General features: G+C 62.1%; 20 protein-coding genes. 18 read left to right on the forward strand and 2 right to left on the reverse strand.

Features of this window, described 5'->3' with window-relative positions; all coding sequences use genetic code 11:
* Positions 1–10 precede the first annotated feature (10 nt).
* On the reverse strand, positions 11–2,713 hold the full coding sequence (locus ACNFBR_RS04380) for a [protein-PII] uridylyltransferase (protein ID WP_416733821.1): 2,703 nt from the start codon (positions 2,711–2,713) through the stop codon (positions 11–13).
* Positions 2,714–2,756: 43 nt separating this feature from the next.
* The gene (gene map, locus ACNFBR_RS04385; RefSeq protein ID WP_416733822.1) at positions 2,757–3,539 is read right to left on the reverse strand and encodes a type I methionyl aminopeptidase; all 783 of its coding nucleotides are present in this window, start codon (positions 3,537–3,539) and stop codon (positions 2,757–2,759) included.
* A 346-nt stretch (positions 3,540–3,885) separates the two neighbouring features.
* Here map and rpsB point away from each other — a divergent pair, with 346 nt between their 5' ends.
* From rpsB to tilS, 18 genes are all read left to right on the forward strand, one after another.
* A complete protein-coding gene (gene rpsB, locus ACNFBR_RS04390) occupies positions 3,886–4,623 on the forward strand; it encodes a 30S ribosomal protein S2 (RefSeq protein WP_003252287.1) in 738 nt (245 codons plus the stop codon).
* Positions 4,624–4,808: 185 nt separating this feature from the next.
* Positions 4,809–5,672 (forward strand): translation elongation factor Ts, encoded by an 864-nt coding sequence (tsf, locus tag ACNFBR_RS04395; protein WP_012270835.1) that lies wholly within the window; start codon positions 4,809–4,811, stop codon positions 5,670–5,672.
* 180 nt (positions 5,673–5,852) lie between these two features.
* Positions 5,853–6,596 carry a UMP kinase gene (pyrH, locus tag ACNFBR_RS04400; protein ID WP_003252294.1) on the forward strand — a complete coding sequence of 248 codons (744 nt, stop codon included), beginning with the start codon at positions 5,853–5,855 and terminating at the stop codon, positions 6,594–6,596.
* On the forward strand, positions 6,593–7,150 hold the full coding sequence (frr, locus tag ACNFBR_RS04405) for a ribosome recycling factor (RefSeq protein ID WP_012270837.1): 558 nt from the start codon (positions 6,593–6,595) through the stop codon (positions 7,148–7,150). Before pyrH ends, frr begins: the two co-directional genes overlap by 4 nt.
* Positions 7,151–7,165: 15 nt before the next feature.
* Positions 7,166–7,921: a polyprenyl diphosphate synthase gene (gene uppS, locus ACNFBR_RS04410; protein ID WP_416733823.1), complete on the forward strand. Its 756-nt coding sequence runs from the start codon at positions 7,166–7,168 to the stop codon at positions 7,919–7,921.
* On the forward strand, positions 7,921–8,736 hold the full coding sequence (locus ACNFBR_RS04415; protein ID WP_416733824.1) for a phosphatidate cytidylyltransferase: 816 nt from the start codon (positions 7,921–7,923) through the stop codon (positions 8,734–8,736). The genes uppS and ACNFBR_RS04415 overlap by 1 nt, the downstream gene beginning before the upstream one ends.
* Positions 8,733–9,923, forward strand: a complete 1,191-nt coding sequence (gene ispC, locus ACNFBR_RS04420; RefSeq protein ID WP_416733825.1) for a 1-deoxy-D-xylulose-5-phosphate reductoisomerase — start codon at positions 8,733–8,735, stop codon at positions 9,921–9,923. The genes ACNFBR_RS04415 and ispC overlap by 4 nt, the downstream gene beginning before the upstream one ends.
* A gap of 71 nt (positions 9,924–9,994) precedes the next feature.
* Positions 9,995–11,347, forward strand: a complete 1,353-nt coding sequence (gene rseP / locus ACNFBR_RS04425) for an RIP metalloprotease RseP (protein WP_416733826.1) — start codon at positions 9,995–9,997, stop codon at positions 11,345–11,347.
* A gap of 73 nt (positions 11,348–11,420) precedes the next feature.
* Positions 11,421–13,784: an outer membrane protein assembly factor BamA gene (bamA, locus tag ACNFBR_RS04430; RefSeq protein WP_416733827.1), complete on the forward strand. Its 2,364-nt coding sequence runs from the start codon at positions 11,421–11,423 to the stop codon at positions 13,782–13,784.
* Positions 13,785–13,828: 44 nt separating this feature from the next.
* Positions 13,829–14,332 carry an OmpH family outer membrane protein gene (locus ACNFBR_RS04435; protein WP_003252311.1) on the forward strand — a complete coding sequence of 168 codons (504 nt, stop codon included), beginning with the start codon at positions 13,829–13,831 and terminating at the stop codon, positions 14,330–14,332.
* A 1-nt stretch (position 14,333) separates the two neighbouring features.
* Positions 14,334–15,389 (forward strand): UDP-3-O-(3-hydroxymyristoyl)glucosamine N-acyltransferase, encoded by a 1,056-nt coding sequence (lpxD, locus tag ACNFBR_RS04440; RefSeq protein ID WP_416733828.1) that lies wholly within the window; start codon positions 14,334–14,336, stop codon positions 15,387–15,389.
* Between the two features lie 114 nt (positions 15,390–15,503).
* Positions 15,504–15,944 carry a 3-hydroxyacyl-ACP dehydratase FabZ gene (gene fabZ / locus ACNFBR_RS04445; RefSeq protein ID WP_003252314.1) on the forward strand — a complete coding sequence of 147 codons (441 nt, stop codon included), beginning with the start codon at positions 15,504–15,506 and terminating at the stop codon, positions 15,942–15,944.
* Positions 15,941–16,717 (forward strand): acyl-ACP--UDP-N-acetylglucosamine O-acyltransferase, encoded by a 777-nt coding sequence (gene lpxA / locus ACNFBR_RS04450; RefSeq protein ID WP_416733829.1) that lies wholly within the window; start codon positions 15,941–15,943, stop codon positions 16,715–16,717. The genes fabZ and lpxA overlap by 4 nt, the downstream gene beginning before the upstream one ends.
* Before the next feature lies 1 nt (position 16,718).
* Positions 16,719–17,846: a lipid-A-disaccharide synthase gene (lpxB, locus tag ACNFBR_RS04455; RefSeq protein ID WP_416733830.1), complete on the forward strand. Its 1,128-nt coding sequence runs from the start codon at positions 16,719–16,721 to the stop codon at positions 17,844–17,846.
* A 1-nt stretch (position 17,847) separates the two neighbouring features.
* Positions 17,848–18,471, forward strand: coding sequence for a ribonuclease HII (gene rnhB, locus ACNFBR_RS04460; RefSeq protein WP_416733831.1), 624 nt, complete (start codon positions 17,848–17,850; stop codon positions 18,469–18,471).
* A gap of 211 nt (positions 18,472–18,682) precedes the next feature.
* Positions 18,683–22,207 (forward strand): DNA polymerase III subunit alpha, encoded by a 3,525-nt coding sequence (gene dnaE / locus ACNFBR_RS04465; RefSeq protein WP_416733832.1) that lies wholly within the window; start codon positions 18,683–18,685, stop codon positions 22,205–22,207.
* A 106-nt stretch (positions 22,208–22,313) separates the two neighbouring features.
* A complete protein-coding gene (locus ACNFBR_RS04470; RefSeq protein WP_416733833.1) occupies positions 22,314–23,261 on the forward strand; it encodes an acetyl-CoA carboxylase carboxyltransferase subunit alpha in 948 nt (315 codons plus the stop codon).
* 141 nt (positions 23,262–23,402) lie between these two features.
* Positions 23,403–24,686, forward strand: a complete 1,284-nt coding sequence (gene tilS, locus ACNFBR_RS04475; protein WP_416733834.1) for a tRNA lysidine(34) synthetase TilS — start codon at positions 23,403–23,405, stop codon at positions 24,684–24,686.
* Positions 24,687–24,808 lie beyond the last annotated feature (122 nt).

Consider the following 24,808-nt stretch of genomic DNA (forward strand, 5'->3'; position numbering starts at 1 on the left):
CGTCTAATCGTTAAAAGGTCACGCGGGTCGGGCTGGTGTCGCTACCTTGGCCGGCCTGCAGTTGCTGCACGATGGCTTCCTGCAGGCGGCTGCACAGTTGCGGGTCGGACAGCGGCTGGTTGTCGGCATCGGTGATGAAGAACACGTCCTCCACCCGCTCGCCGAGGGTGGCGATCTTGGCGTTCTGCAGCGACAGGTCGAACTCCAGGAAGATCCGCCCCAGCCGGGCCAGCAGGCCTGGGCGGTCGGGCGCGGTGATTTCGAGGATGGTCACCGGCCGCTGGGCATCGTTGAGGATGGTCACTTGCGGCGGGAAGTCGAAGTGCTTGAGCTGACGTGGCACCCGGCGCTGAATGATGGTCGGGTAGTCCTCGGGGTTGCGCAGCGCTTCGGTGAGGCCGTCACGAATCTGCTTGACCCGCTGCGGGTTGTCGCCGATCGAGCCGCCGTCGTTGTCCAGCACGATGTAGGTGTCGAGGGTGAACTGGCTGCTCGACGTGATGATGCGTGCATCGTGGATGTTCAGGTTCAGCTGCGACATGGCTGCCACCGTCACGGCGAAGAAATCGTGCTGGTCGGGGGCGTAGATGAAGATCTGCGTGCCGCCCTCGAACTCGCGCTGGGTGGTTTCCTTGATCAGTACCAGCGGGCCGCCATCGGCGGGTTGCTGGAGAATTGCATCGGTGTGCCAGGCCACGTCGGCGGCGGTGTGCTTGAGGAAGTAGTCATCGCCCAGTTGCGACCAGAGCTGTTCGACGTCGTCCGGGTCGGTGCCTTCGCGCACGAGGATATCCAGCGCTGACGACTGGGTCTGGCGGATCTGCTCTTCGCGGTCCAGCGGGTTTTCCAGGCCGCGGCGCAGGGCCCGCTTGGTCTCGGTGTACAGCTGGCGCAGCAGGCTGGCTCGCCACGAGTTCCACAGGCTGGGGTTGGTGGCGTTGATATCGGCCACGGTCAACACGTACAGGTAGTCCAGGCGTGTCTCGTCGCCCACGTGCAGGGCAAAGTCGTTGATCACCTGCGGGTCGGACAAGTCCTTGCGCTGGGCGGTGGTCGACATCACCAGGTGGTTTTGCACCAGCCAGACGATCAGGCGGCTGTCCCAGGCCGGCAACTGGTGGCGCTCGCAGAATTTCTGCGCGTCCACCGCGCCGATTTCCGAGTGGTCGCCCTGGCGGCCCTTGCCGATGTCGTGGTACAGGCCCGCCAGGTAGATCAGTTCGGGCTTGGGCAGGCGGCCCATGAGCTTGCTGGCCAGCGGGAATTTTTCGGACACCGGCGTGTATTGCAGTTTGCGCAGGTGCTTGATGAGGTTGAGGGTGTGCGCATCGACCGTATAGATGTGGAACAGGTCATGCTGCATCTGCCCGACGATCAGGCCAAACTCCGGCAGGTAGCGGCCAAGAATGCCGTAGCGGTTCATCCGCCGCAGGTTGCGGTGAATGCCGATTTCGCACTTGAACAGTTCGATGAACAAGCTGGTGTTGCGGATATCCGTGCGGAAGGTGTCGTCGATCAGGTGCCGGTGTTCGCGCAGCAGGCGCACGGTATCGGCACGCACGCCCTTGATTTCGGGGTGTTGCGCCATCAGCACGAAGATTTCCAGCATGGCGAACGGCGTGCGCTTGAACACGTTCGGGTTGGTGGCTTCTATATAGCCATCATGTAGGCGGAAGCGCGCATTCAGTGGTTGGGTGCTGCCACTTTCCTCGTCGGCGAGGATAACCTCTTCGAAGTGCTGGATGATCAGGTCGCACAGCTGGCTGATGCTCATCACCACCCGGTAATACTGCTGCATGAACTGTTCGATCGCCCGCTTGGGGTTGTCGTCGCTGTAGCCCAGCAGCGTGGCGAGGCTGCGCTGATGGTCGAACAGCAAGCGGTCTTCGGCGCGCCCGGCCAGCATGTGCAGGGCGTAGCGCACTTTCCACAGGAAGTCCTGGGACGATGCCAGCAGCTCGTTCTCGCTTTCCAGCAAAAAGCCTTCGCCAGCCAATGCGTGCAGGTTCAGGGTGCCGTACTGGCGACGGGCCACCCACAGCACTGTCTGGATATCGCGCAGGCCACCTGGCGAGCCCTTGACGTTGGGTTCGAGGTTGTATTCGGTGTCGTTGTACTTGTGGTGGCGGGCCTTGAGCTCGGCGCGCTTGGCCAGGAAGAACTCCTTGCTCGGCCACATGTGCGCGGTGCTGGTCACCTCCAGCATGCGCTGGCGCAGGGCCTCGGGGCCTGCGATGGTGCGGCTTTCCATCAGGTTGGTGATGACCGTCAGGTCGGCGCGGGCCTGCTCGGCGCACTCGTCGACGGTGCGCACGCTCTGGCCCACTTCCAGGCCGATGTCCCACAGTAAGGTGAGAAAACGCTCGATGGCATCGCGGTACTGCTCGTGCTCGGCAGCGCCCAGCAGAATCAGCAGGTCGATGTCCGAATGCGGGTGTAGCTCGCCACGCCCGTAGCCGCCTACCGCGACCAGGGCGATGCCGCTCTGGTCGCCCCAGTCGAACTGGTTCCAGGCTTGTTGCAGGATATTGTCGACCAACCAGGCGCGGGCCTCGATCAGCGGGCGAATTTCGCTACCTGCGCGAAAACGCTTGTCGAGCACCTCGCCGGCCAGGCGGATGGCTTTCTTGAAGGCGGCGATGGGGCTCGCCTTGAGGGCCAGTTCCGCCTGGAACTGGCCGCGGTCGAACAGCTCGGGGTCCACCTGGGGCATCGCGTCACGTTCCTGTCGTGGGGGTGGCCTGTCCGGGGGGAGGTCAGGCCGAAGTGCGCGGGATGGTGTCGTCCTTGCGCAGGGTGAAGATCTCGTAGCCAGTCGCGGTCACCACCAGGGTGTGTTCCCACTGTGCCGAGAGCTTGCGGTCCTTGGTAATGGCGGTCCAGCCGTCGCCCAGTACCTTGGTGTCGGCCTTGCCCTGGTTGATCATCGGCTCGATGGTGAAGGTCATGCCTTCTTTCAGTTCCATGCCGGTGCCGGCGCGGCCGTAGTGGAGGATCTGCGGCTCTTCGTGGAACACCTTGCCGATGCCGTGGCCGCAGAATTCGCGCACTACCGAGAAACCGTTCTTTTCCGCGTGCTTCTGGATCACTTCACCGATATCGCCCAGGCGGCAGCCCGGCTTGACCAGTTCGATAGCCTTGTACATGCATTCCTGGGTGACCTTGGACAGGCGCTCGGCCCAGACCGGTACGCTACCGACGTGGAACATGCGGCTGGTGTCGCCGTGGTAGCCGTCCTTGATCACGGTGACGTCGATGTTCAGCGTGTCGCCGTCCTTCAGCGGCTTGTCGTTGGGGATGCCGTGGCAGACCACATGGTTGATCGAGGTGCAGATCGACTTCGGGTAGCCCTTGTAGTTGAGCGGTGCCGGGATGGCCTGCTGGACATTGACGATGTAGTCGTGGCAGAGGCGGTCGAGTTCTTCGGTGGTGACGCCGGGCTTGACGTGTTCCTCGATCATTTCCAGCACTTCGGCGGCCAGGCGGCCAGCGATGCGCATCTTCTCGATGTCTTCTGCGGTCTTGATGGTGACGGTCATTACAGGCTCTCTACGGCGCCGTGCACGGCGCGAACAAACGGGAAAGGCCGGATTCTAGCAGAGCAGGGCGCCGATCGGTCGGGATAAAGGCGGCCATGCTGCTGTCTACAGCTGGCATTCTGGCGCGAAAGCCCTGGTGCTGCAAAAGCCGCTGACGGACGCAACAGTATTCGGGTTCCGTTCGCGCGCGGTCTGTGGTATAAAATGCGCCGCTTTCGGGGACGACCCCGTCAGCACTTAACCCACACACGTGTCGACACGATGACCTGGGTGCCCCGAGTTGCAGAATTCGCGGGTTGGTCATTGGGATACGTGGAGGCCCAACCCGACTTATCAAGGAACTATCATGTCCCAAGTCAACATGCGCGATATGCTGAAGGCCGGTGTGCACTTCGGCCACCAGACCCGTTACTGGAACCCGAAAATGGGCAAGTACATTTTCGGCGCGCGTAACAAGATCCACATCGTCAACCTGGAAAAAACCCTGCCAATGTTCAACGACGCTCTGTCGTTCGTAGAGCGCCTGGCCCAGGGCAAGAACAAGATCCTGTTCGTCGGCACCAAGCGTTCCGCCGGCAAGATCGTCGCCGAGCAAGCTGCTCGTTGCGGTTCGCCGTACGTTGACCACCGTTGGTTGGGCGGCATGCTGACCAACTACAAGACCATCCGCGCTTCGATCAAGCGTCTGCGCGACCTGGAAACCCAGGCCGAAGACGGCACTTTCGCCAAGCTGACCAAGAAAGAAGCTCTGATGCGCTCCCGTGATCTGGAAAAACTGGATCGCAGCCTGGGCGGTATCAAGGACATGGGTGGTCTGCCAGACGCTCTGTTCGTTATCGACGTTGATCACGAGCGCATCGCGATCACCGAAGCCAACAAGCTGGGCATCCCGGTTATCGGCGTTGTCGATACCAACAGCAGCCCGGAAGGTGTTGACTACATCATCCCAGGTAACGATGACGCCATCCGCGCTATCGAGCTGTACATGACTTCGATGGCTGACGCAGTCATCCGCGGCCGTAACAACGTTGCCGGCGGCACCGAAGTTTACGCTGAAGAAGCGGCTGCACCTGCTGCTGAGTAATAGGCGCTAGCGTCTACTTGGCACGCAAAAAGGGGGCTCTGCCCCCTTTTTGCCACCTTGAAATCCTGCTGTCAGCATCGGCCCCGCATCATGGGCCTGCTGAAATGAAAACAGCGGATTTGCAGAATTGAACGCCCGTGATCAACGGGTGGAATGGTTGAAAAACTTTCCAAGAGGATTTTGAAATGGCAGCAATTACTGCAGCGCTGGTAAAAGAACTGCGCGAGCGTACCGGCGAAGGCATGATGGATTGCAAAAAGGCCCTGGAAAAGGCCGGCGGCGACATCGAGAAAGCCATTGACGACATGCGTGCCTCGGGCGCCATCAAGGCCGCCAAAAAGGCTGGCAACGTCGCTGCTGAAGGCGCTATCGCCGTCAAGACCGACGGTAAATCCGCCGTCCTGCTGGAAGTGAACTCGCAGACCGACTTCCTGGCCCTGCAAGACGACTTCAAGAACTTCGTTGCCGAAAGCCTCGAAGAAGCCTTCGCCCAGAAACTGACCGATGCCGCTCCGCTGATCGCCTCGCGTGAAGCTGCTCGTGAAGCCCTGGTTGCCAAGTGCGGCGAGAACGTCAACATCCGTCGCCTGGTGCGCGTTGAAGGTGACGTTGTCGGTGCTTACCTGCACGGCAACAAGATCGGCGCTGTCGTCGTTCTGAAAGGCGGTGACGTAGAGCTGGCGAAGAACATCGCCATGCACGTTGCAGCTTCGAACCCTGAGTTCCTGGATTCGTCGGAAATCTCCGCCGAGGCCATCGAGCGCGAGAAGGGCGTGTTCCTGCAGCTGAACGCTGACAAGATCGCCGGCAAGCCGGAAAACATCGTTGAGAACATGATCAACGGTCGTATCACCAAGTTCAAAGCCGAAGCGTCGCTGAAAGAGCAAGCTTTCGTCATGAACCCGGAAGTCAAGGTTGGCGAGCTGGCCAAGAAAGCCGGTGCTGAAATCGTTTCCTTCACCTACTTCAAAGTAGGCGAAGGCATCGAGAAGCCAGTCGACGACTTCGCTGCTGAAGTTGCCGCTCAGGTAGCTGCTGCCAAGCAGTAAGACAGCCCCGTCTGTCGCCCCAAAGAGGCTGCCCGCTCACGCGCGCAGCCTCTTTGTCAAAACGGCGAAGGGTTTATAAAATCCGCCGCCGCTGGCACCCAAGCAGTGCCACGCTACAGTTAGCAGGCTGCAAACAGCCCGCACGAATTTTCTAAAAGTACGCCGCAGGAGAGACTCGCAATGGCTCAGCAGGTGAGTGGTCGCCAACCTCGCTATAAACGCATTTTGCTCAAACTTAGCGGCGAGGCCCTGATGGGCTCGGAAGACTTCGGGATCGACCCGAAAGTGCTGGATCGCATGGCCCTTGAAGTTGGCCAGTTGGTAGGGATCGGTGTCCAGGTCGGCCTGGTGATCGGTGGTGGCAACCTGTTCCGTGGTGCCGCGCTCAGCGCCGCCGGCATGGACCGTGTCACCGGCGACCACATGGGTATGCTGGCTACCGTGATGAACGGCCTGGCCATGCGCGATGCGCTGGAGCGCTCGAACATCCCGGCCCTGGTCATGTCGGCCATTTCCATGGTCGGTGTCACCGATCATTACGATCGTCGCAAAGCTATTCGCCACCTCAACTCCGGGGATGTGGTAATTTTCTCCGCCGGTACCGGCAACCCGTTCTTCACCACCGACTCCGCGGCCTGCCTGCGCGCCATCGAAATCGATGCCGATGTGGTGCTGAAAGCGACCAAGGTCGATGGTGTGTACACTGCCGATCCATTCAAGGACCCGCACGCCGAGAAGTTCGATCACCTGACCTACGATGAGGTCCTGGATCGCAAGCTGGGTGTGATGGACCTGACCGCAATCTGCCTGTGCCGTGACCACAAGATGCCATTGCGGGTATTCAACATGAACAAGCCTGGCGCCCTGCTGAACATCGTGGTAGGTGGCGCTGAAGGTACTCTGATCGAGGAAGGCCAAGCATGATCAACGACATCAAGAAAGACGCGCAGGAGCGCATGACCAAGTCCCTCGAGGCCCTGGGCCGCAACCTGGCGGCAATCCGCACTGGTCGCGCGCACCCAAGCATCCTGGACACCGTCAAGGTCACTGCCTGGGGCAGCGAAATGCCGCTGAACCAGGTCGCCGCGATCACCGTCGAAGATGCCCGCACCCTGAAGATCGTCGCTCACGACAAGAACCTCAGCGCTGCCATCGAAAAGGCCATCCTCACCTCTGACCTGGGCCTGAACCCGTCCAGCGCCGGCACCACCATTCGTGTGCCGATGCCAGCCCTGACCGAGGAAACCCGCAAGGGCTACACCAAGCAGGCCAGCGGCGTTGCCGAAGATGCCAAGGTAGCCGTGCGTAACGTGCGCCGCGACGCCCTGGCCGACCTGAAGAAGCTGACCAAGGACAAGGAAATCAGCGAAGACGAAGAACGTCGCGCCGCTGACGAGATCCAGAAGCTGACCGACAAGTTCGTTGCCGAAGTCGATGCTGCCTTCAAAGCCAAGGAAAAGGACCTGATGGCCGTTTAAGGCCGGGGTTTTTTAATGGAAAAGACCAAGCCAGCGGCGCCGTCCTCGGTGCCGCGTCATGTCGCGATCATCATGGATGGCAACAACCGCTGGGCGAAAAAGCGCCTGCTGCCCGGCGTTGCCGGGCACAAGGCGGGTGTCGACGCCGTTCGCGCGGTCATCGAAGTCTGCGCCAAGTCCGGGGTCGAGGTACTGACCCTGTTCGCCTTCTCCAGCGAAAACTGGCAGCGCCCCGCCGAAGAGGTGGGTGCGTTGATGGAGTTGTTCTTCTCGGCGCTGCGCCGTGAGGCCAAGCGCCTCAACGAGAACAACATCAGCCTGCGCATCATCGGTGACCGTTCGCGTTTCCACCCTGAACTGCAGGCTGCCATGCGCGAGGCCGAGGCAGTGACTGCCGGCAACAACCGCTTCATCCTGCAGATCGCAGCCAACTACGGTGGCCAGTGGGACATCGCCCAGGCCGCCCAGCGGCTGGCGCGGGAAGTGCAAGCCGGGCACCTGCGCCCGGAAGACATTACCCCGGGTCTGCTGCAGACTTGCCTGGCAACCGGCGAGCTGCCGCTGCCAGACCTGTGCATCCGTACCGGTGGCGAGCACCGCATCAGCAACTTCCTGCTGTGGCAGCTGGCCTATGCCGAATTGTACTTCTCCGACCTGTACTGGCCGGACTTCAAACACGAGGCCATGCGCAATGCCCTGGCCGATTTCGCTTCGCGCCAGCGCCGCTTCGGTAAGACCAGCGAGCAGGTCGAGGCTGGAGCTCGTGCTTAATGCTTAAACAACGCATCATTACCGCGCTGATCCTGTTGCCGATCGCGCTGGGTGGTTTCTTCCTGCTCAACGGTGGGGATTTCGCCCTGTTCATCGGCTTCGTGGTGACCCTCGGTGCCTGGGAGTGGGCGCGCCTGGCTGGGCTGATGGCCCAGCCGCTGCGCATTGCCTATGCCGCGGTGGTCGCCGGGGCGCTGATGCTGCTGTACATCCTTCCGGAACTGGCGCCCTGGGTGCTGGGCGCTGCGGTGATCTGGTGGGGGCTGGCCACTTGGCTGGTGCTGACTTATCCGCGCAGCAGCGAGCTGTGGGCCAGTGCTGCCTGTCGGCTGCTGATTGGCCTGCTGGTGCTGCTGCCGGCCTGGCAGGGGCTGGTGCTGCTCAAGCACTGGCCGCTGGGTAACTGGCTGATCCTGTCGGTCATGGTGCTGGTGTGGGCCGCCGACATTGGCGCTTACTTCTCTGGTCGGGCCTTCGGCAAGCGCAAACTGGCCCCGCAGGTCAGCCCAGGCAAGAGCTGGGAGGGTGTGTATGGTGGCCTGGCGGTCAGCCTGTTGATTACCCTTGGGGTCGGCATTAGCCGCGACTGGGGCTTTGGTCAGATCCTGCTGGGCCTGTTGGGCGCCGCGTTGCTGGTGATGTCCTCGGTGGTCGGTGACCTGACCGAGAGCATGTTCAAGCGCCGCTCCGGTATCAAGGACAGCAGCAACTTGCTGCCCGGTCATGGTGGCGTACTCGATCGCATTGACAGCCTGACTGCGGCAATCCCGATTTTCGCAGTGCTGCTCTGGGCTGCCGAATGGGGTGTGATGTGAATCGCCCGCAGCGTATTACCGTGCTCGGGGCCACCGGCTCCATCGGCCTGAGCACGTTGGATGTGATTGCGCGGCACCCTGATCGCTATCAGGCGTTCGCCCTCAGTGGCTATTCGCGCATCGACGAACTGTTGGCGCTGTGTGTGCGCCATCGCCCGGCGTTCGCCGTGGTACCGAGCGCCGAGGCGGCCGTGAGGCTGCGCGCAAGCCTGGCCGCGGCTGGTTGCGCTACCGAGGTGCTGGAAGGTGAGGCCGGGCTTTGCCAGGTGGCGTCGGCGGCGGAAGTGGATGCTGTGATGGCGGCCATTGTCGGTGCTGCCGGCCTGCGCCCCACGCTGGCGGCTGTCGAGGCCGGCAAGAAGGTATTGCTGGCCAACAAGGAAGCGCTGGTGATGTCGGGCGCGCTGTTCATGGAGGCGGTGCGGCGCCATGGTGCCGTGCTGCTGCCGATCGACAGCGAGCACAACGCGATCTTCCAGTGCATGCCTGGCGACTATGCCCGTGGCTTGAGTGCCGTCGGTGTGCGCCGGATCCTGCTGACCGCTTCCGGTGGCCCGTTCCGCGAGACACCGGTCGAGGCGCTGCTGGAGGTGACCCCGGAGCAAGCCTGCGCGCACCCGAACTGGTCCATGGGGCGCAAGATTTCCGTGGACTCGGCCAGCATGATGAACAAGGGGCTCGAGCTGATCGAAGCCTGCTGGTTGTTCGATGCCGCGCCGGCCAAGGTCGAGGTGGTGGTGCACCCGCAAAGCGTAATCCACTCCTTGGTCGACTACGTGGACGGTTCGGTGCTGGCGCAGTTGGGCAACCCGGACATGCGCACGCCGATCGCCAACGCGTTGGCCTGGCCAGAACGGATCGATTCCGGGGTCGCGCCGTTGGACCTGTTCGCCATCGCCCGTCTGGATTTTCAGGCGCCCGACGAACAACGCTTCCCTTGTCTGCGCCTGGCGCGGCAGGCTGCCGAGGCCGGCAATAGCGCGCCTGCGGTGCTCAATGCGGCCAACGAAGTGGCGGTCGAGGCATTTCTTGAGCGGCGTATCCGCTTCCCGGAGATCGCGGGTATGATCGAACAGGTGCTCGATCAGGAGCCCGTCGTGCCGCTGCCGTCGCTGGACGCGGTGTTTGCCGCTGATCAGCGTGCCCGGGAGCTTTCCCGTGAGTGGCTGAGGCGCCACGGTCGCTGATACAGGCTCGCCACGGTTCATGAGGGGGCAGGGCGATACGCCGGCCCGCTGAACATCATTCGGAGATGGACATGACAGCGCTCTACATGATTATCGGCACCCTTGTGGCCTTGGGTGTGCTGGTCACTTTCCACGAATTCGGCCACTTCTGGGTGGCGCGCCGCTGTGGCGTCAAGGTGCTGCGTTTTTCGGTAGGCTTCGGCACGCCGCTGCTGCGTTGGCATGACCGCCACGGCACCGAGTTCGTGGTGGCGGCAATCCCGCTGGGTGGCTACGTCAAGATGCTCGACGAGCGCGAAGGCGATGTGCCGCCGGCACTGGCCGGGCAGTCGTTCAACCGCAAGTCGGTACGCCAGCGTATCGCGATTGTCGCGGCAGGCCCGATCGCCAACTTCCTGCTGGCCATCCTGTTTTTCTGGGTGCTGGCGATGCTGGGTACCCAGCAGGTCCGCCCGGTGATCGGCGCGGTCGATACTGGCAGCCTGGCAGCATCGGCGGGTTTGACCGCAGGTCAGGAAATCGTTTCTATCGACGGCAAGGCGACCAACGGTTGGTCGGCGGTCAACCTGCAATTGGTTCGTCGCCTGGGTGAGAGCGGTACGTTGCAGGTTGGCGTGCTCGACGAGGGTGCCAGCGCCGAGCGTCAGCTGCAGGTCAAGCTGGACAGTTGGCTCAAGGGCGCCGACGAGCCGGACCCGATTCAGTCGCTTGGCCTGCACCCATGGCGCCCGGCGATCGCACCTGTGCTGGCCGAAATCGATCCGAAGGGGCCGGCTGCAGCTGCGGGCCTGAAAACCGGCGACAAGCTGCTGGCCGTCGACGGCGTGAACGTGACCGAATGGCAACAGGTTGTCGATACCGTGCGCGCGCGCCCAGATGCCAAAGTAGTGGTGCGCGTGGAGCGTGATGGCGCGGCCCTGGACGTTGCGGTGACCTTGGCCCGCAAAGGCGAGGGCAAAGCGGTCGGTGGCTATCTGGGTGCCGGGGTAAAAGGTGGCGAATGGCCTGCCAACATGCTCCGCGAAGTCAGCTACGGCCCGCTGGATGCGGTAGGCGAAGGCTTGTCGCGCACCTGGAACATGAGCGTCCTGACCCTTGAATCGCTGAAGAAAATGCTGTTCGGGGAGCTCTCGGTAAAAAACTTGAGTGGACCGATAACCATTGCTAAAGTGGCGGGCGCTTCAGCCCAGTCCGGCGTGGGGGATTTCCTGAATTTCCTGGCCTACCTGAGCATAAGCCTGGGGGTTCTTAACCTGCTGCCCATTCCAGTACTGGATGGGGGGCATTTGCTGTTTTACCTGGTCGAGTGGGCGCGCGGTCGTCCGCTGTCGGATCGGGTGCAAGGTTGGGGGGTCCAGATCGGTATCAGTTTGGTCATAGGGGTGATGTTGCTCGCCCTGATCAACGATCTGGGTCGACTATAAAGCTTCGCTCAATTGCGAACCCGCCGTTTTGTGGCGGCGGGTTGTTTATTGCCAGTTGGAATAAAAGGACTTCATGAAACGTCTGCTGCTAACTGCGGTCATGTCCGCACTGATGATCGCTGAAGTTCACGCCGAGTCCTTCACCATCTCCGATATTCGCGTCAACGGCCTGCAGCGGGTTTCCGCCGGCAGTGTGTTCGGTGCCTTGCCACTGAACGTCGGCGACCAGGCCGATGACCGTCGCCTGGTGGACTCGACCCGTTCCCTGTTCAAGACCGGGTTCTTCCAGGACATCCAGCTGAACCGCGATGGCAATGTGCTGATCATCAACGTGGTCGAGCGCCCGTCGGTGTCGAGCATCGAGATCGAAGGCAACAAGGCGATCAGCACCGAAGACCTGATGAAGGGCCTGAAGCAGTCGGGCCTGGCCGAAGGCGAGATCTTCCAGCGTGCCACCCTCGAAGGCGTGCGTAACGAGCTGCAGCGCCAGTACGTGGCCCAGGGCCGCTACTCGGCCGAAGTCGACGCCGAAGTGGTGCCGCAGCCGCGTAACCGTGTGGCGCTGAAGATCAAGATCAACGAAGGCACCGTCGCCGCCATCCAGCACATCAACATCGTCGGCAACAACGTGTTCGACGATGAAACCCTGGGGCAGCTGTTCGAGCTGAAGACCACCAACTGGCTGTCGTTCTTCAAGAACGACGACAAGTACGCCCGCGAAAAACTGTCCGGTGATCTGGAGCGCCTGCGTTCCTACTACCTGGACCGTGGCTACATCAACATGGACATCGCCTCCACCCAGGTGTCCATCACGCCGGACAAGAAGCACGTCTACATCACCGTCAACATCAATGAAGGCGAGAAGTACACCGTTCGCGACGTGAAGCTGTCCGGTGACCTCAAGGTGCCGGAAGACCAGGTCAAGTCGCTGCTGCTGGTGCAGCCAGGCCAGGTCTTCTCGCGCAAGGTGATGACCACCACCTCCGAGCTGATCACCCGTCGTCTGGGTAACGAAGGCTATACCTTCGCCAACGTCAACGGCGTGCCACAGCCGAACGACCAGGACCACACGGTCGACATCATGTTCGTGGTCGACCCGGGCAAGCGTGCCTACGTCAACCGCATCAACTACCGCGGCAACACCAAGACCGAAGACGAAGTGCTGCGCCGCGAAATGCGCCAGATGGAAGGTGGCTGGGCTTCGACCTACCTGATCGACCAGTCCAAGACCCGCCTGGAGCGCCTGGGCTTCTTCAAGGAAGTCAACGTCGAGACCCCGCCGGTGCCGGGCACCGACGACCAGGTCGACGTCAACTACAGCGTCGAAGAGCAGGCCTCCGGCTCGATCACCGCCAGCGTCGGTTTCGCCCAGAGCGCCGGCCTGATCCTGGGTGGCTCGATCAGCCAGAGCAACTTCCTCGGTACCGGTAACAAGGTATCCGTCGGCCTGACCCGTTCGGAATACCAGACCCGCTACAACTTCGGCTTCGTGGACCCCTACTTCACTGCCGACGGCGTCAGCCTGGGTTACAACGCCTTCTACCGCAGCACCGACTACGACGACCTCGACGTCGACGTGGCCAGCTATGCGGTGGACAGCTACGGTGCCGGTGTGAGCCTGGGCTACCCGATCAGCGAAACCTCGCGCCTGACCTACGGCCTGAGCGTGCAGCAGGACAAGATCAAGACCGGCAAGTACACCGTTGACGAGATCTTCGACTTCCTCGACCAGGAAGGCGACAACTTCCTGAACTTCAAGGCTTCGATCGGCTGGTCCGAATCGACCTTGAACAAAGGCGTGCTGGCCACCCGTGGTCACTCGCAAAGCCTGACCCTGGAATCCACCATTCCGGGCAGCGACCTGTCATTCTTCAAACTCGACTACCGTGGCCAGCTGTTCAAGCCGATCAGCAACGACTACACCCTGCGCCTGCACACCGAGCTGGGCTATGGTGATGGTTATGGCAGCACTTCGGGCTTGCCGTTCTACGAGAACTACTTCGCAGGTGGCTTCAACTCTGTCCGTGGCTTCAAGGACAGCAGCCTGGGCCCGCGCAGCACCCCGAGTCGTGGTGAAGGTAACCCAGGTGGCAGACCTGGCACCATCGCCGACCCGGACCAGGATCCGTTGCCGTTCGGTGGTAACGTGCTGGTGCAAGGTGGTGTCGAGCTGCTGTTCCCGCTGCCGTTCGTCAAGGACCAGCGTTCGCTGCGCACCTCCGTGTTCTGGGACGTGGGTAACGTGTTCGACACCAATTGCGGCAGCAAGCCTGATTGCGAGAAGGTCGGTTTCTCGGGCATGGCCAGTTCGGTCGGCCTGGGCGTGACCTGGATTACCGCACTGGGCCCGCTGAGCTTCAGCCTGGCAATGCCGGTCAAGAAACCGGACGATGCTGACACCCAGGTGTTCCAATTCTCTCTGGGCCAGACCTTCTAAGGTCGGCCCCTGCTTAACGACAACGGTTTATCCAGGAGTGCATCGTGCGTAAATTGGCTCAACTGGCCGTAGTGGCCGCGGCGCTGGTCGCCACCCCGGCTTTCGCCGAAATGAAGGTAGCCGTGCTGAACTATCAGATGGCCCTGCTCGAGTCGGATGCCGCCAAGAAGTACGCGGTCGATGCCGAGAAGAAGTTCGGTCCGCAACTGACCAAGCTGAAAAGCCTGGAAAGCAGCGCCAAGGGTATCCAGGACCGTCTGATCAAAGGCGGCGACAAGATGCAGCAGCAGGAGCGTGAGCGCCTGGAGCTCGAATTCAAGCAAAAGGCCCGCGACTTCCAGTTCCAGTCCAAGGAGCTGAACGAAGCCAAGGCCGTTGCCGACCGCGACATGCTCAAGCAGCTGAAGCCGAAGCTGGATGGCGCTGTCGAGGAAGTGATCAAGAAGGGCGGCTACGACCTGGTCCTCGAGCGTGGCGCGGTCATCGATGTCAAACCTCAGTACGACATCACCCGCCAGGTCATCGAGCGCATGAACCAAGCCCGTTGATATGAGTGTGACCATGACGCTAGGCCAGCTGGCCGAGGCCCTCGGTGCCACCCTCAAGGGGCCCGAGGCGCTGCAGATTACCGGGCTTGCCACCTTGCAGGAGGCTGGCCCCGGTCAATTGAGCTTCCTCGCCAACCCGCAGTACCGCAAGTACCTGGATAACTGCCAGGCAGGTGCGGTATTGCTCAAGGCCGCGGATGCCGAAAGTTTCGCTGGTAATGCCCTGATCGTGGCCGACCCGTACCAGGCGTATGCGCGTATTTCCCACCTGTTCGACCCTAAACCCAAGGCTGTGGCGGGAATTCATCCCAGCGCCGTGGTGGCTGAGGACGCGCAGGTAGACGTCAGCGCCAGCATCGGGCCGTTCGCGGTTATTGAAAGTGGTGCGCGTATCGAGGCTGATGTCAGCATCGGCGCACATTGCTTCATCGGTGCGCGTTGCGTTGTCGGTGAGGGCGGCTGGCTGGCGCCGCGGGTGACGTTGTACCACGACGTCACCATTGGTAAGCGTGTGGTCATCCAGTCGGGTGCCGTGATCGGCGGCGAAGGCTTCGGCTTTGCCAACGAGAAGGGCATCTGGCGCAAGATCGCCCAGATTGGCGGCGTCACCATTGGTGATGACGTGGAAATCGGCGTCAATACTGCCGTCGACCGTGGTGCACTGTCCGATACGCGGATCGGGGACGGGGTCAAGCTCGACAACCAGATCCAGATCGCCCACAACGTGCAGATCGGCGACCACACGGCCATGGCCGCTTGCGTAGGCATCTCCGGCAGTACACGCATCGGCAAGCATTGCATGCTGGCCGGCGGCGTAGGCCTGGTAGGGCACATTGATATTTGCGATAACGTATTCGTTTCCGGGATGACCATGGTAACCCGTTCGATCACCGAACCCGGTTCCTATTCATCCGGCACAGCCATGCAGCCTCTGGCTGACTGGCGCAAGAGCGCTGCGCGTATCCGCCAGCTCGATGACATGGCCAAGCGTCTTCAGCAACTGGAAAAACGCGTCGATACCGTGACCTCAGGTGGCCTGCCGACATCAGAAGGCTGATACCATTCCCTGAGCAAGAGTGAACAGTCGCTAGCTGGCTCCTCTTTGGATTGCAAAAGGAGCGTGTGGTCAGCACCTGCGCTCCCTATTCTTATTACAGGCTTCCCCCCCGAAATGATGGACATCAACGAGATTCGCGAATACCTGCCTCACCGTTACCCGTTCCTGCTGGTGGACCGCGTGACGGATCTGGACTTCGAGGCCCAGAGCATTCGTGCCTACAAGAATGTCAGCATCAACGAGCCGTTTTTCAATGGCCACTTCCCGGCGCACCCGATCATGCCGGGCGTCCTGATCATCGAAGCCATGGCCCAGGCGGCCGGCATCCTTGGTTTCAAGATGCTCGATGCCAAGCCGGCCGATGGCACCCTGTACTACTTCGTCGGTTCCGACAAGTTGCGTTTCCGTCAGCCGGTACTGCCGGGTGACCAGTTGGTGCTGGAGGCCAAGTTCCTCAGCCGCAAAAGCATGATCTGGAAGTTCGAATGCCGCGCCCTGGTCGATGGCAAACCGGTTTGCTCGGCAGAAATCACCTGTGCGGAACGCTCCCTATGAATTCGATTGATCCTCGGGCCATTATCGATCCGTCGGCCAAGCTGGCCGATGGCGTCGAGGTCGGCCCTTGGTCGATCGTTGGCCCTGATGTAGAAATCGGGGAGGGCACCGTTATCGGCCCGCATGTTGTGCTCAAGGGGCCGACCCGCATCGGCAAGCACAACCGTATCTTTCAGTTTTCCTCGATCGGTGAAGACACCCCGGACCTCAAGTACAAGGGTGAACCGACGCGCCTGGTGATCGGCGATCACAATGTGATTCGCGAAGGGGTGACCATCCACCGTGGCACTGTTCAGGACCGCGCGGAAACCACCGTGGGCGACCACAACCTGATCATGGCCTATGCCCACATCGGCCACGACAGCGTCATCGGCAACCACTGCATCCTGGTCAACAACACGGCGCTGGCCGGCCATGTGCATGTGGGGGACTGGGCGATCCTCTCCGGCTACACCCTGGTTCACCAGTACTGCCATATCGGCGCCCACGCGTTTTCCGGCATGGGCACGGCGATTGGCAAGGATGTCCCGGCCTTCGTCACCGTGTTCGGCAGCCCGGCCGAGGCCCGCAGCATGAACTTCGAGGGCATGCGCCGCCGTGGTTTCAGCGACGAGGTGATCCACGTGCTGCGTCGTTGCTACAAGATTGTCTACCGCCAGGGCCTGACCGTCGAAGACGCGCTCAAAGAGCTGGCCGAGCCAGCTGCGCAACACCCTGAGGTCGAGCTGTTCCGCCAGTCGATCGTGAACTCCGCCCGCGGCATCACGCGCTGATATGGCTCAGCTTTGCGTAGCGCTGGTCGCAGGTGAGGCCAGCGGCGATATTCTGGGTTCAGGCCTGATGCGTGCCCTCAAGGCACGCCACCCCGACGTACGTTTTATCGGTGTTGGCGGCCCCTTGATGGAGGCCGAAGGCCTGCAATCGTACTTCCCCATGGAGCGCCTGGCCGTCATGGGCCTGGTCGAAGTACTGGGGCGCCTGCGCGAGCTGCTCAAGCGCCGCAAGCTGCTGATCCAGACCCTGATCGACGAAAAGCCCGACGTGTTCATCGGTATCGACGCCCCTGACTTTACCCTCAACATCGAACTGAAACTGCGCCAGGCCGGGATCAAGACCGTGCACTACGTCAGCCCGTCGGTATGGGCCTGGCGGCAGAAGCGCGTGCTGAAGATTCGCGAAGGTTGCGACCTGATGCTGACGCTGTTGCCGTTCGAGGCGCGGTTCTACGAAGAGCAAGGTGTACCGGTGCGCTTTGTCGGCCACCCGTTGGCCGACACCATCCCGCTTGAAGCTGACCGCCCAGCCGCCCGCACCGCGCTGGGTCTGGGCGACGGGCCGCTAGTGGCGCTGATGCCGGGCAGCCGCGGTGGCGAAGTAGGGCGCTTGGGCGCGTTGTTCCTCGATGCCGCCGAGCGCCTGTGCCAGCAGGTGCCGGGCGTGCGCTTCGTGCTGCCGTGCGCCAACGCTGCGCGGCGTGCCCAGGTCGAACAGATGCTTGAAGGTCGCCAACTGCCGCTGACCTTGCTCGATGGCCAGTCGCACCAGGCCCTGGCGGCCTGTGACGCGGTGCTGATCGCATCAGGCACGGCCACCCTCGAAGCGCTCCTGTACAAGCGGCCGATGGTGGTGGCGTACCGCCTGGCACCGTTGACCTACTGGATTCTCAAGCGACTGGTGAAAAGCCCTTACGTGTCGTTGCCCAACCTGCTGGCCCAGCGCGAACTGGTGCCTGAGCTGTTGCAAGACGACGCCACCAGCGAAGCGTTGGCTAATACCCTTGCGCCGCTGGTGCGCGATGGTAGCCAGCAGACCGAGCGATTCGACGAAATTCACCGCACCCTGCGCCGTGACGCCTCCAACCAGGCGGCCGAGGCGGTACTGGCGCTGCTCAAGGACCGCTGACATGCAAATTGGACTGGATTTCAACCTGGTCGAAGACCTGGTTGCCGGCGTTGATGAAGTGGGCCGTGGCCCGCTGTGCGGCGCGGTGGTAACGGCGGCGGTGATCCTCGATCCTGCGCGGCCGATCCTTGGCCTGAACGATTCGAAGAAACTCACTGAAGCCAAGCGTGAGGCGCTGTTCGACGAGATCTGCGAAAAGGCCTTGAGCTTCTGCATCGCCCGCGCCGAGGTCGAGGAAATCGACCGCCTGAACATACTGCAGGCCACCATGCTGGCCATGCAGCGCGCGGTGGAGGGCTTGCACATTACACCCAAGCTGGCCCTGATCGATGGCAACCGCTGCCCGAAGCTGGCCGTGCCGGCGTCGCCGGTGGTGAAGGGCGATAGCCAGGTGCCTGCCATTGCGGCGGCATCGATCCTGGCCAAGGTAACCCGTGACCGTGAGATGAGCGCGTTCGAGCTGATCTACCCAGGCTATGGCATTGGCGGGCATAAGGGTTACCCGACCCCGGTGCACCTCGAGGCGCTCGCGCGACTGGGGCCTACGCCCATTCATCGGCGCTCCTTTGCCCCGGTGCGGGCGGCCTGGGAAGCACGTGAAGGCATCACCGATTCCCTGATCTGACCTGCCAGGGCCGCTTCGCGGCCCTTTCGCTCTTGTAGGAGCAGCCTTGTGCTGCGAAGAAGCCGGCACAGCACATGCATTTGTGTCTCTCATACTGGCCTCTTCGCAGCACAAGGCTGCTCCTACAGAGATGGTGCAAGCCGCCCCAAAATCCCTGCTCATTTAAGCTACAATCCCGCCCTTGTCGTTAAGCTCTGCTACAGGATCTTCCATGTCGGTTCCCTTCGTTCACCTGCGCGTCCACTCCGAATTCTCGCTGGTCGACGGCCTGGTGCGGATCAAACCGCTGGCCAAGGCGCTGGCCGGGATGAGCATGCCGGCGGTGGCGATCACCGACCAGAGCAACATGTGCTCGCTGGTGAAGTTCTACAAGACGGCCATGGGCGCCGGCATCAAGCCGATCTGCGGTGCCGACCTGTGGCTGGCCGGTGCCGACCCGGAAGCCCCGCTGTCGCGTATCTGCTTCCTGGCCATGGACCCCAAGGGCTATCGCAACCTCACCGAGCTGATCTCGCGGGGTTGGACCGATGGCCAGCGCAACGGCCTGGTCATCCTCCAGCGTGAATGGATCGCCCCTGCCAGCGAGGGCCTGATTGCCCTGTCGGCGGGCAAGGAAGGCGATATCGGCATGGCCTTGTTGGCCGGTCGGGACGATGAAGCCCAGGCCCTGCTGCAAGACTGGATGGGCATGTTCCCCGAGCGCTTCTACGTTGAACTGCAGCGTACCAACCGCGCCCGCGACGAAGAATATGTCCACGCTGCGGTAGCCTTGGCCGACAAGCTTGGCGCGCCACTGGTGGCCACCAACGACGTGCGTTTCATCAAGCAGACCGACTTCGACGCCCATGAAACCCGCGTGTGCATCGGCGAGGGCTGGACCCTCGACGATCCGCGCCGCCCGCGTGGTTACAGCGACCAGCAGTACCTGAAGTCGGCCGAGGAAATGGCCGAGCTGTTCAGCGACCTGCCCGACGCCATCGCCAACACCGTCGAAATCGCCAAGCGCTGCAACATCCAGGTACAGCTGGGCAAATACTTCCTGCCGGACTTCCCTACGCCCAATGGCATGGGCATCGACGATTACCTGCGGCATGTGTCCCACGAAGGCCTGGAAGAGCGCCTGGCGGTGCTGTGGCCGAAGGAGACCACGCCCAATTACGAAGAAAAACGTCAGGTTTACCTGGACCGCCTGAAGTTCGAGCTGGACATCATCATCCAGATGGGCTTCCCCGGTTACTTCCTGATCGTTATGGACTTCATCAAGTGGGCCAAGAACAACGACGTCCCGGTTGGCCCGGGCCGGGGTTCGGGTGCCGGCTCGCTGGTGGCCTACGTGCTGAAGATCACCGACCTCGACCCGCTGGCCTACGACCTGCTGTTCGAGCGTTTCCTCAACCCTGAACGTATTTCCATGCCCGACTTCGACGTCGACTTCTGCATGGATGGCCGAGACCGGGTCATCGACTATGTGGCCGAAGCCTACGGCCGCAACGCGGTGAGCCAGATCATCACCTTCGGTACCATGGCCGCCAAGGCGGTGGTGCGTGACGTGGCGCGGGTGCAGGGCAAGTCCTACGGCCTGGCCGATCGCCTGTCGAAGATGATCCCATTCGAAGTGGGCATGACCCTGGAGAAAGCCTACGAGCAGGAAGAAATCCTGCGCGACTTCCTCAAGGGCGACGAAGACGCCCGCGAAATCTGGGACATGGCCCTGAAGCTGGAGGGCGTAACCCGAGGTACCGGCAAGCACGCCGGTGGTGTGGTTATCGCGCCGACCAAGCTCACCGATTTTTCGCCGATCGCCTGTGACGAAGAGGGCGGCGGCCTGGTAACCCAGTTCGACAAGGACGACGTGGAGGCCGCGGGCCTGGTGAAGTTCGACTTCCTCGGCCTGCGTACGCTGACCATCATCAAGTGGGCGATGGAGATCATCAACCGCGAGCAGGCCAAGAACAACCTGCCCGACCTCAACATCGACTTCATCCCGCTGGACGACCGCAAGACCTACGAGCTGTTGCAGAAGGCCGAAACCACGGCGGTGTTCCAGCTTGAATCGCGGGGCATGAAGGAGCTGATCAAGAAGCTCAAGCCCGACTGCCTGGAAGACCTCATCGCACTGGTGGCACTGTTCCGCCCCGGCCCGCTGCAATCGGGCATGGTAGACGACTTCATCAACCGCAAGCACGGCCGCGCCGAGCTGGCCTACCCGCATTCCGACTACCAGTACGAAGGCCTCAAGCCGGTACTGGCACCGACCTACGGCATCATCCTGTACCAGGAACAGGTGATGCAGATTGCCCAGGTGATGGCGGGCTATACCCTGGGCGGCGCCGACATGCTGCGCCGGGCGATGGGTAAGAAAAAGCCCGAGGAAATGGCCAAGCAGCGCGGGGGGTTCATCGAAGGTTGCGTGGCCAACAATATCGATGCGGACCTTGCCGGTAACATTTTCGACCTGGTGGAGAAATTCGCCGGTTACGGCTTCAACAAATCTCACTCCGCCGCCTATGGCCTGGTGTCGTACCAGACCGCCTGGCTGAAAACCCACTACCCGGCGCCGTTCATGGCCGCGGTACTGTCGGCGGATATGCACAACACCGACAAGGTGGTGGTGCTGGTAGAAGAAGTTCGCAACATGAAGTTGCGCCTGGACGCACCGGACGTGAACTTCTCGGACTTCAAGTTCACCGTCAACAACGACGGCCGTATCGTTTACGGCTTGGGCGCGATCAAGGGCGTCGGCGAAGGCCCGGTCGAGGCGATCGTCGAAGCCCGCGCCCAGGGCGGGCCGTTCAAGGACCTGTTCGATTTCTGTGAACGCATCGACCTCAAGCGGGTCAACAAGCGTACCCTCGATGCGCTGGTGCGCAGCGGTGCGCTGGACCGGCTGGGCCCGCACTTCCATGACGAGATCAAGGCCTACCATGCCAACATCGACCTCAATCGGGCGACGTTGCTCTCGGCGCTGGGCGAAGCGATCAAGGCCGCCGAGCAGGCGGCGCATACCGCTGACAGTGGCCACGTCGACCTGTTCGGCGGCATGTTCGATGAGGCGGATGTCGATGTTTATGCCAACCACCGCAAGGTGCGCGAACTGACCTTGAAGGAGCGCCTGAAGGGCGAGAAGGACACCCTTGGCCTGTACCTGACCGGCCACCCGATCGACGAATACGAGACCGAAATCCGCCGCTTCGCCCGCCAGCGCATCATCGATCTCAAGCCCTCGCGGGAAACCCAGACCATCGCCGGCATGATCATTGCTCTGCGGGTGATGAAGAACAAGAAGGGCGACAAGATGGGCTTCGTAACCCTGGATGACCGTTCCGGGCGGATCGAGGCTTCGCTGTTTGCCGATGCCTACATGGCGGCACAGTCCTTGCTGCAGGCCGATGCCATGGTGGTGGTCGAAGGCGAGGTCAGCAACGACGACTTCTCCGGCGGCCTGCGCCTGCGAGTGAAACAGGTCATGACCATGGAAGACGCGCGCACCAAGCTGGCCGAGAGCCTGCGCCTGAAAGTGGCGCACGATGCACTGAAGGGTGACCGGCTGAAGTGGCTGGGTGAGCTGATCACCCGCCATCGCGGTGCTTGCCCGATCACCCTGGAGTACACCGGCAGCGACGCCAAGGCCATGCTGCAGTTCGGTGAGCAGTGGGCGATCGACCCCGCCGACGGGCTGATTCAGGCGCTGCGTGACCAGTTCGGGCGTGAGAACGTCTTCCTGCAATATCGTTGAACCGACAAAAATTTAATCTCGACCTGAATGCGCCTGATCCCTTAAGGTATGGCGCCAAACGGATCAACCGGCCGGCCGCCTGGCCGTAGACCCAAGACGGATGACTATGAACCCGAATTTTCTCGATTTCGAACAGCCGATTGCCGACCTGCAAGCCAAGATCGAAGGCCTGCGCCTGGTAGGCAACGACAACTCGCTGAACATCAGCGATGAAATTGCCCGTCTGCAAGACAAGAGCAACACCCTGACCGAAAGCATCTTCGGCAACCTGACCAGCTGGCAGATCGCCCGTCTGGCTCGCCACCCACGTCGTCCTTACACCCTGGACTACCTGGAACACATCTTCACCGAGTTCGAAGAGCTGCACGGTGACCGCCACTTCGCCGACGACGCCGCCATCGTGGGTGGTACCGCACGCCTGGACGGCAAGGCGGTAATGGTCATCGGTCACCAGAAGGGCCGCGAAGTGCGCGAGAAGGTGCGTCGCAACTTCGGCATGCCGCGCCCGGAAGGCTACCGCAAGGCTTGCCGCCTGATGGAAATGGCCGAACGCTTCAAGATGCCGATCCTGACCTTCATCGACACCCCTGGCGCCTACCCGGGCATCGACGCCGAAGAGCGCAACCAGAGCGAAGCCATCGCTTGGAACCTGCGAGTGATGGCGCGCCTGAAAACCCCGATCATCGCCACCGTGATCGGTGAGGGTGGTTCCGGCGGTGCACTGGCCATTGGCGTGTGCGACCAGCTGAACATGCTGCAGTACTCCACGTATTCGGTGATCTCGCCGGAAGGCTGTGCTTCGATCCTGTGGAAGACGGCCGACAAGGCCGCCGATGCGGCCGAGGCCATGGGCATCACCGCCGAGCGCCTGAAGAGCCTGAACATTGTCGACAAGGTCATCCAGGAACCGCTGGGCGGCGCCCACCGCGACCCGGTGAAGATGTCGGAAAGCATCCGTGCCGACCTGGTGCAGCAGCTGGACATGCTTGGCAAGTTCGACAACGACGCGCTGCTGGCCCGTCGTTACGAGCGCCTGATGAGCTACGGCCTCTGATAGCGAGATGACTGGCACCGGCTTTGCCGGTGTTCGCGGGCACGCCCGCTCCCACAAATATGGCGCTAGCCCCGAGGGCAGCGCATTACCTGTGGGAGCGGGCGTGCCCGCGAATGCTTTGTTGAATCGAGCGAGGGCTAGATGATCAACCTCAACCCCTGGCTCCATGCCCCCACCTGGTACATCGCCTATTCCGGCGGCCTCGATTCCACCGTCCTCCTGCACCTGCTGGCCGATTACGCCCGCAACCACGCGTCGCCCCCACTGCGCGCCATTCATGTCCATCACGGCCTGCAGTCCGCCGCGGACGCCTGGCCCGCCCATTGCCAAGTCGTCTGCGACAGCCTCGGCATCGAACTTCAGGTTATCCACGTCCAGGTAAGCCCCGGCGCCAGCCTCGAACAGGCCGCGCGCGACGCCCGCTATGGCGCCTTCGAGCAAGTGCTTGGTCCGGGCGACATCCTGTTCACCGGCCAGCACCGCGATGACCAGGCCGAAACCCTGCTGTTTCGCCTGCTGCGTGGCGCCGGCCTGCGTGGCCTTGCGGCAATGCCGAGGCAACGGGTGCTAGGGCAGGGCAGCCTGGTCAGGCCGTTGCTGGGTTGTGCCCGGCAACAGGTGCAGGACTACGCTAATGCCCAACGCCTGACCTGGATCGAGGACCCGTCAAACACCGACACCCATTTCGCCCGCAACTACCTGCGCGGCGAAGTCTTCCCACGCCTGCAGCAACGTTGGCCACAGGCCGGCCAGAACCTCGCCCGCGCTGCAGACCACCTGGGCGAGGCCCTGGGCCTGCTGGATGAACTGGCCCAGGCCGACCTGGCGCGCGCGGAGCAAGGGGCACCCACCGCTTGGTCGGCGCTGCCATCGCTTGACCTGGCCGCCCTGGTGACGCTTTCGCCGGCCCGTCAACGCAATGCCTTGCAGTATTGGCTGAGCCAGCGCACCCGTTTGCCCGACACCCGGCATTGGGCTGGCTGGGCAGACCTGCGCGATGCCGGCGCCGATGCCCAGCCGGTCTGGCCGCTAGCCGATGGGCGGTTGCTCCGTAGTCATGGACGCATCTGGTGGTTGAGTGGCGATTGGCTGCAGCCGCCCGCCGGTCAGCTGGCCTGGGTTGATCCTGGCCAACCCTTGCTGCTGCCGGGCAATGGCAGTGTGCGTCTTGTTGGCGCAGCCAGGTTGGATGGGTTGCGCGTTGCTTACCGCCAAGGCGGCGAAATACTGGAGATCCCCGGCCGTGGCCGGCGTGACCTCAAGCGCCTGCTCAATGAACAGCAAGTGCCGCATTTTCTGCGCTCGCGCCTGCCGCTGCTGTATCAGGGCGAACGCCTGTTGGCGGTGGCCAACCTGCCCGGACCGGGGCAGGCGGATTGCCAGCTGCATTGGCAGTTACCGACGAACGCGCAAGGTTTGAGCTGAAGGGTACATTCCGGTAGACTACCCTCCCTTCTTGATACAACTTCTGTGGGTTCCGCGAAAACACAGGGGTTGCCGATTACCAAGCAGTTTTTTGCTGGGCTGATTCTGGAAATGACGAGCGA

It is taken from the genome of Pseudomonas sp. NY11955, assembly GCF_048068035.1.
Taxonomy (GTDB): Bacteria; Pseudomonadota; Gammaproteobacteria; order Pseudomonadales; family Pseudomonadaceae; genus Aquipseudomonas.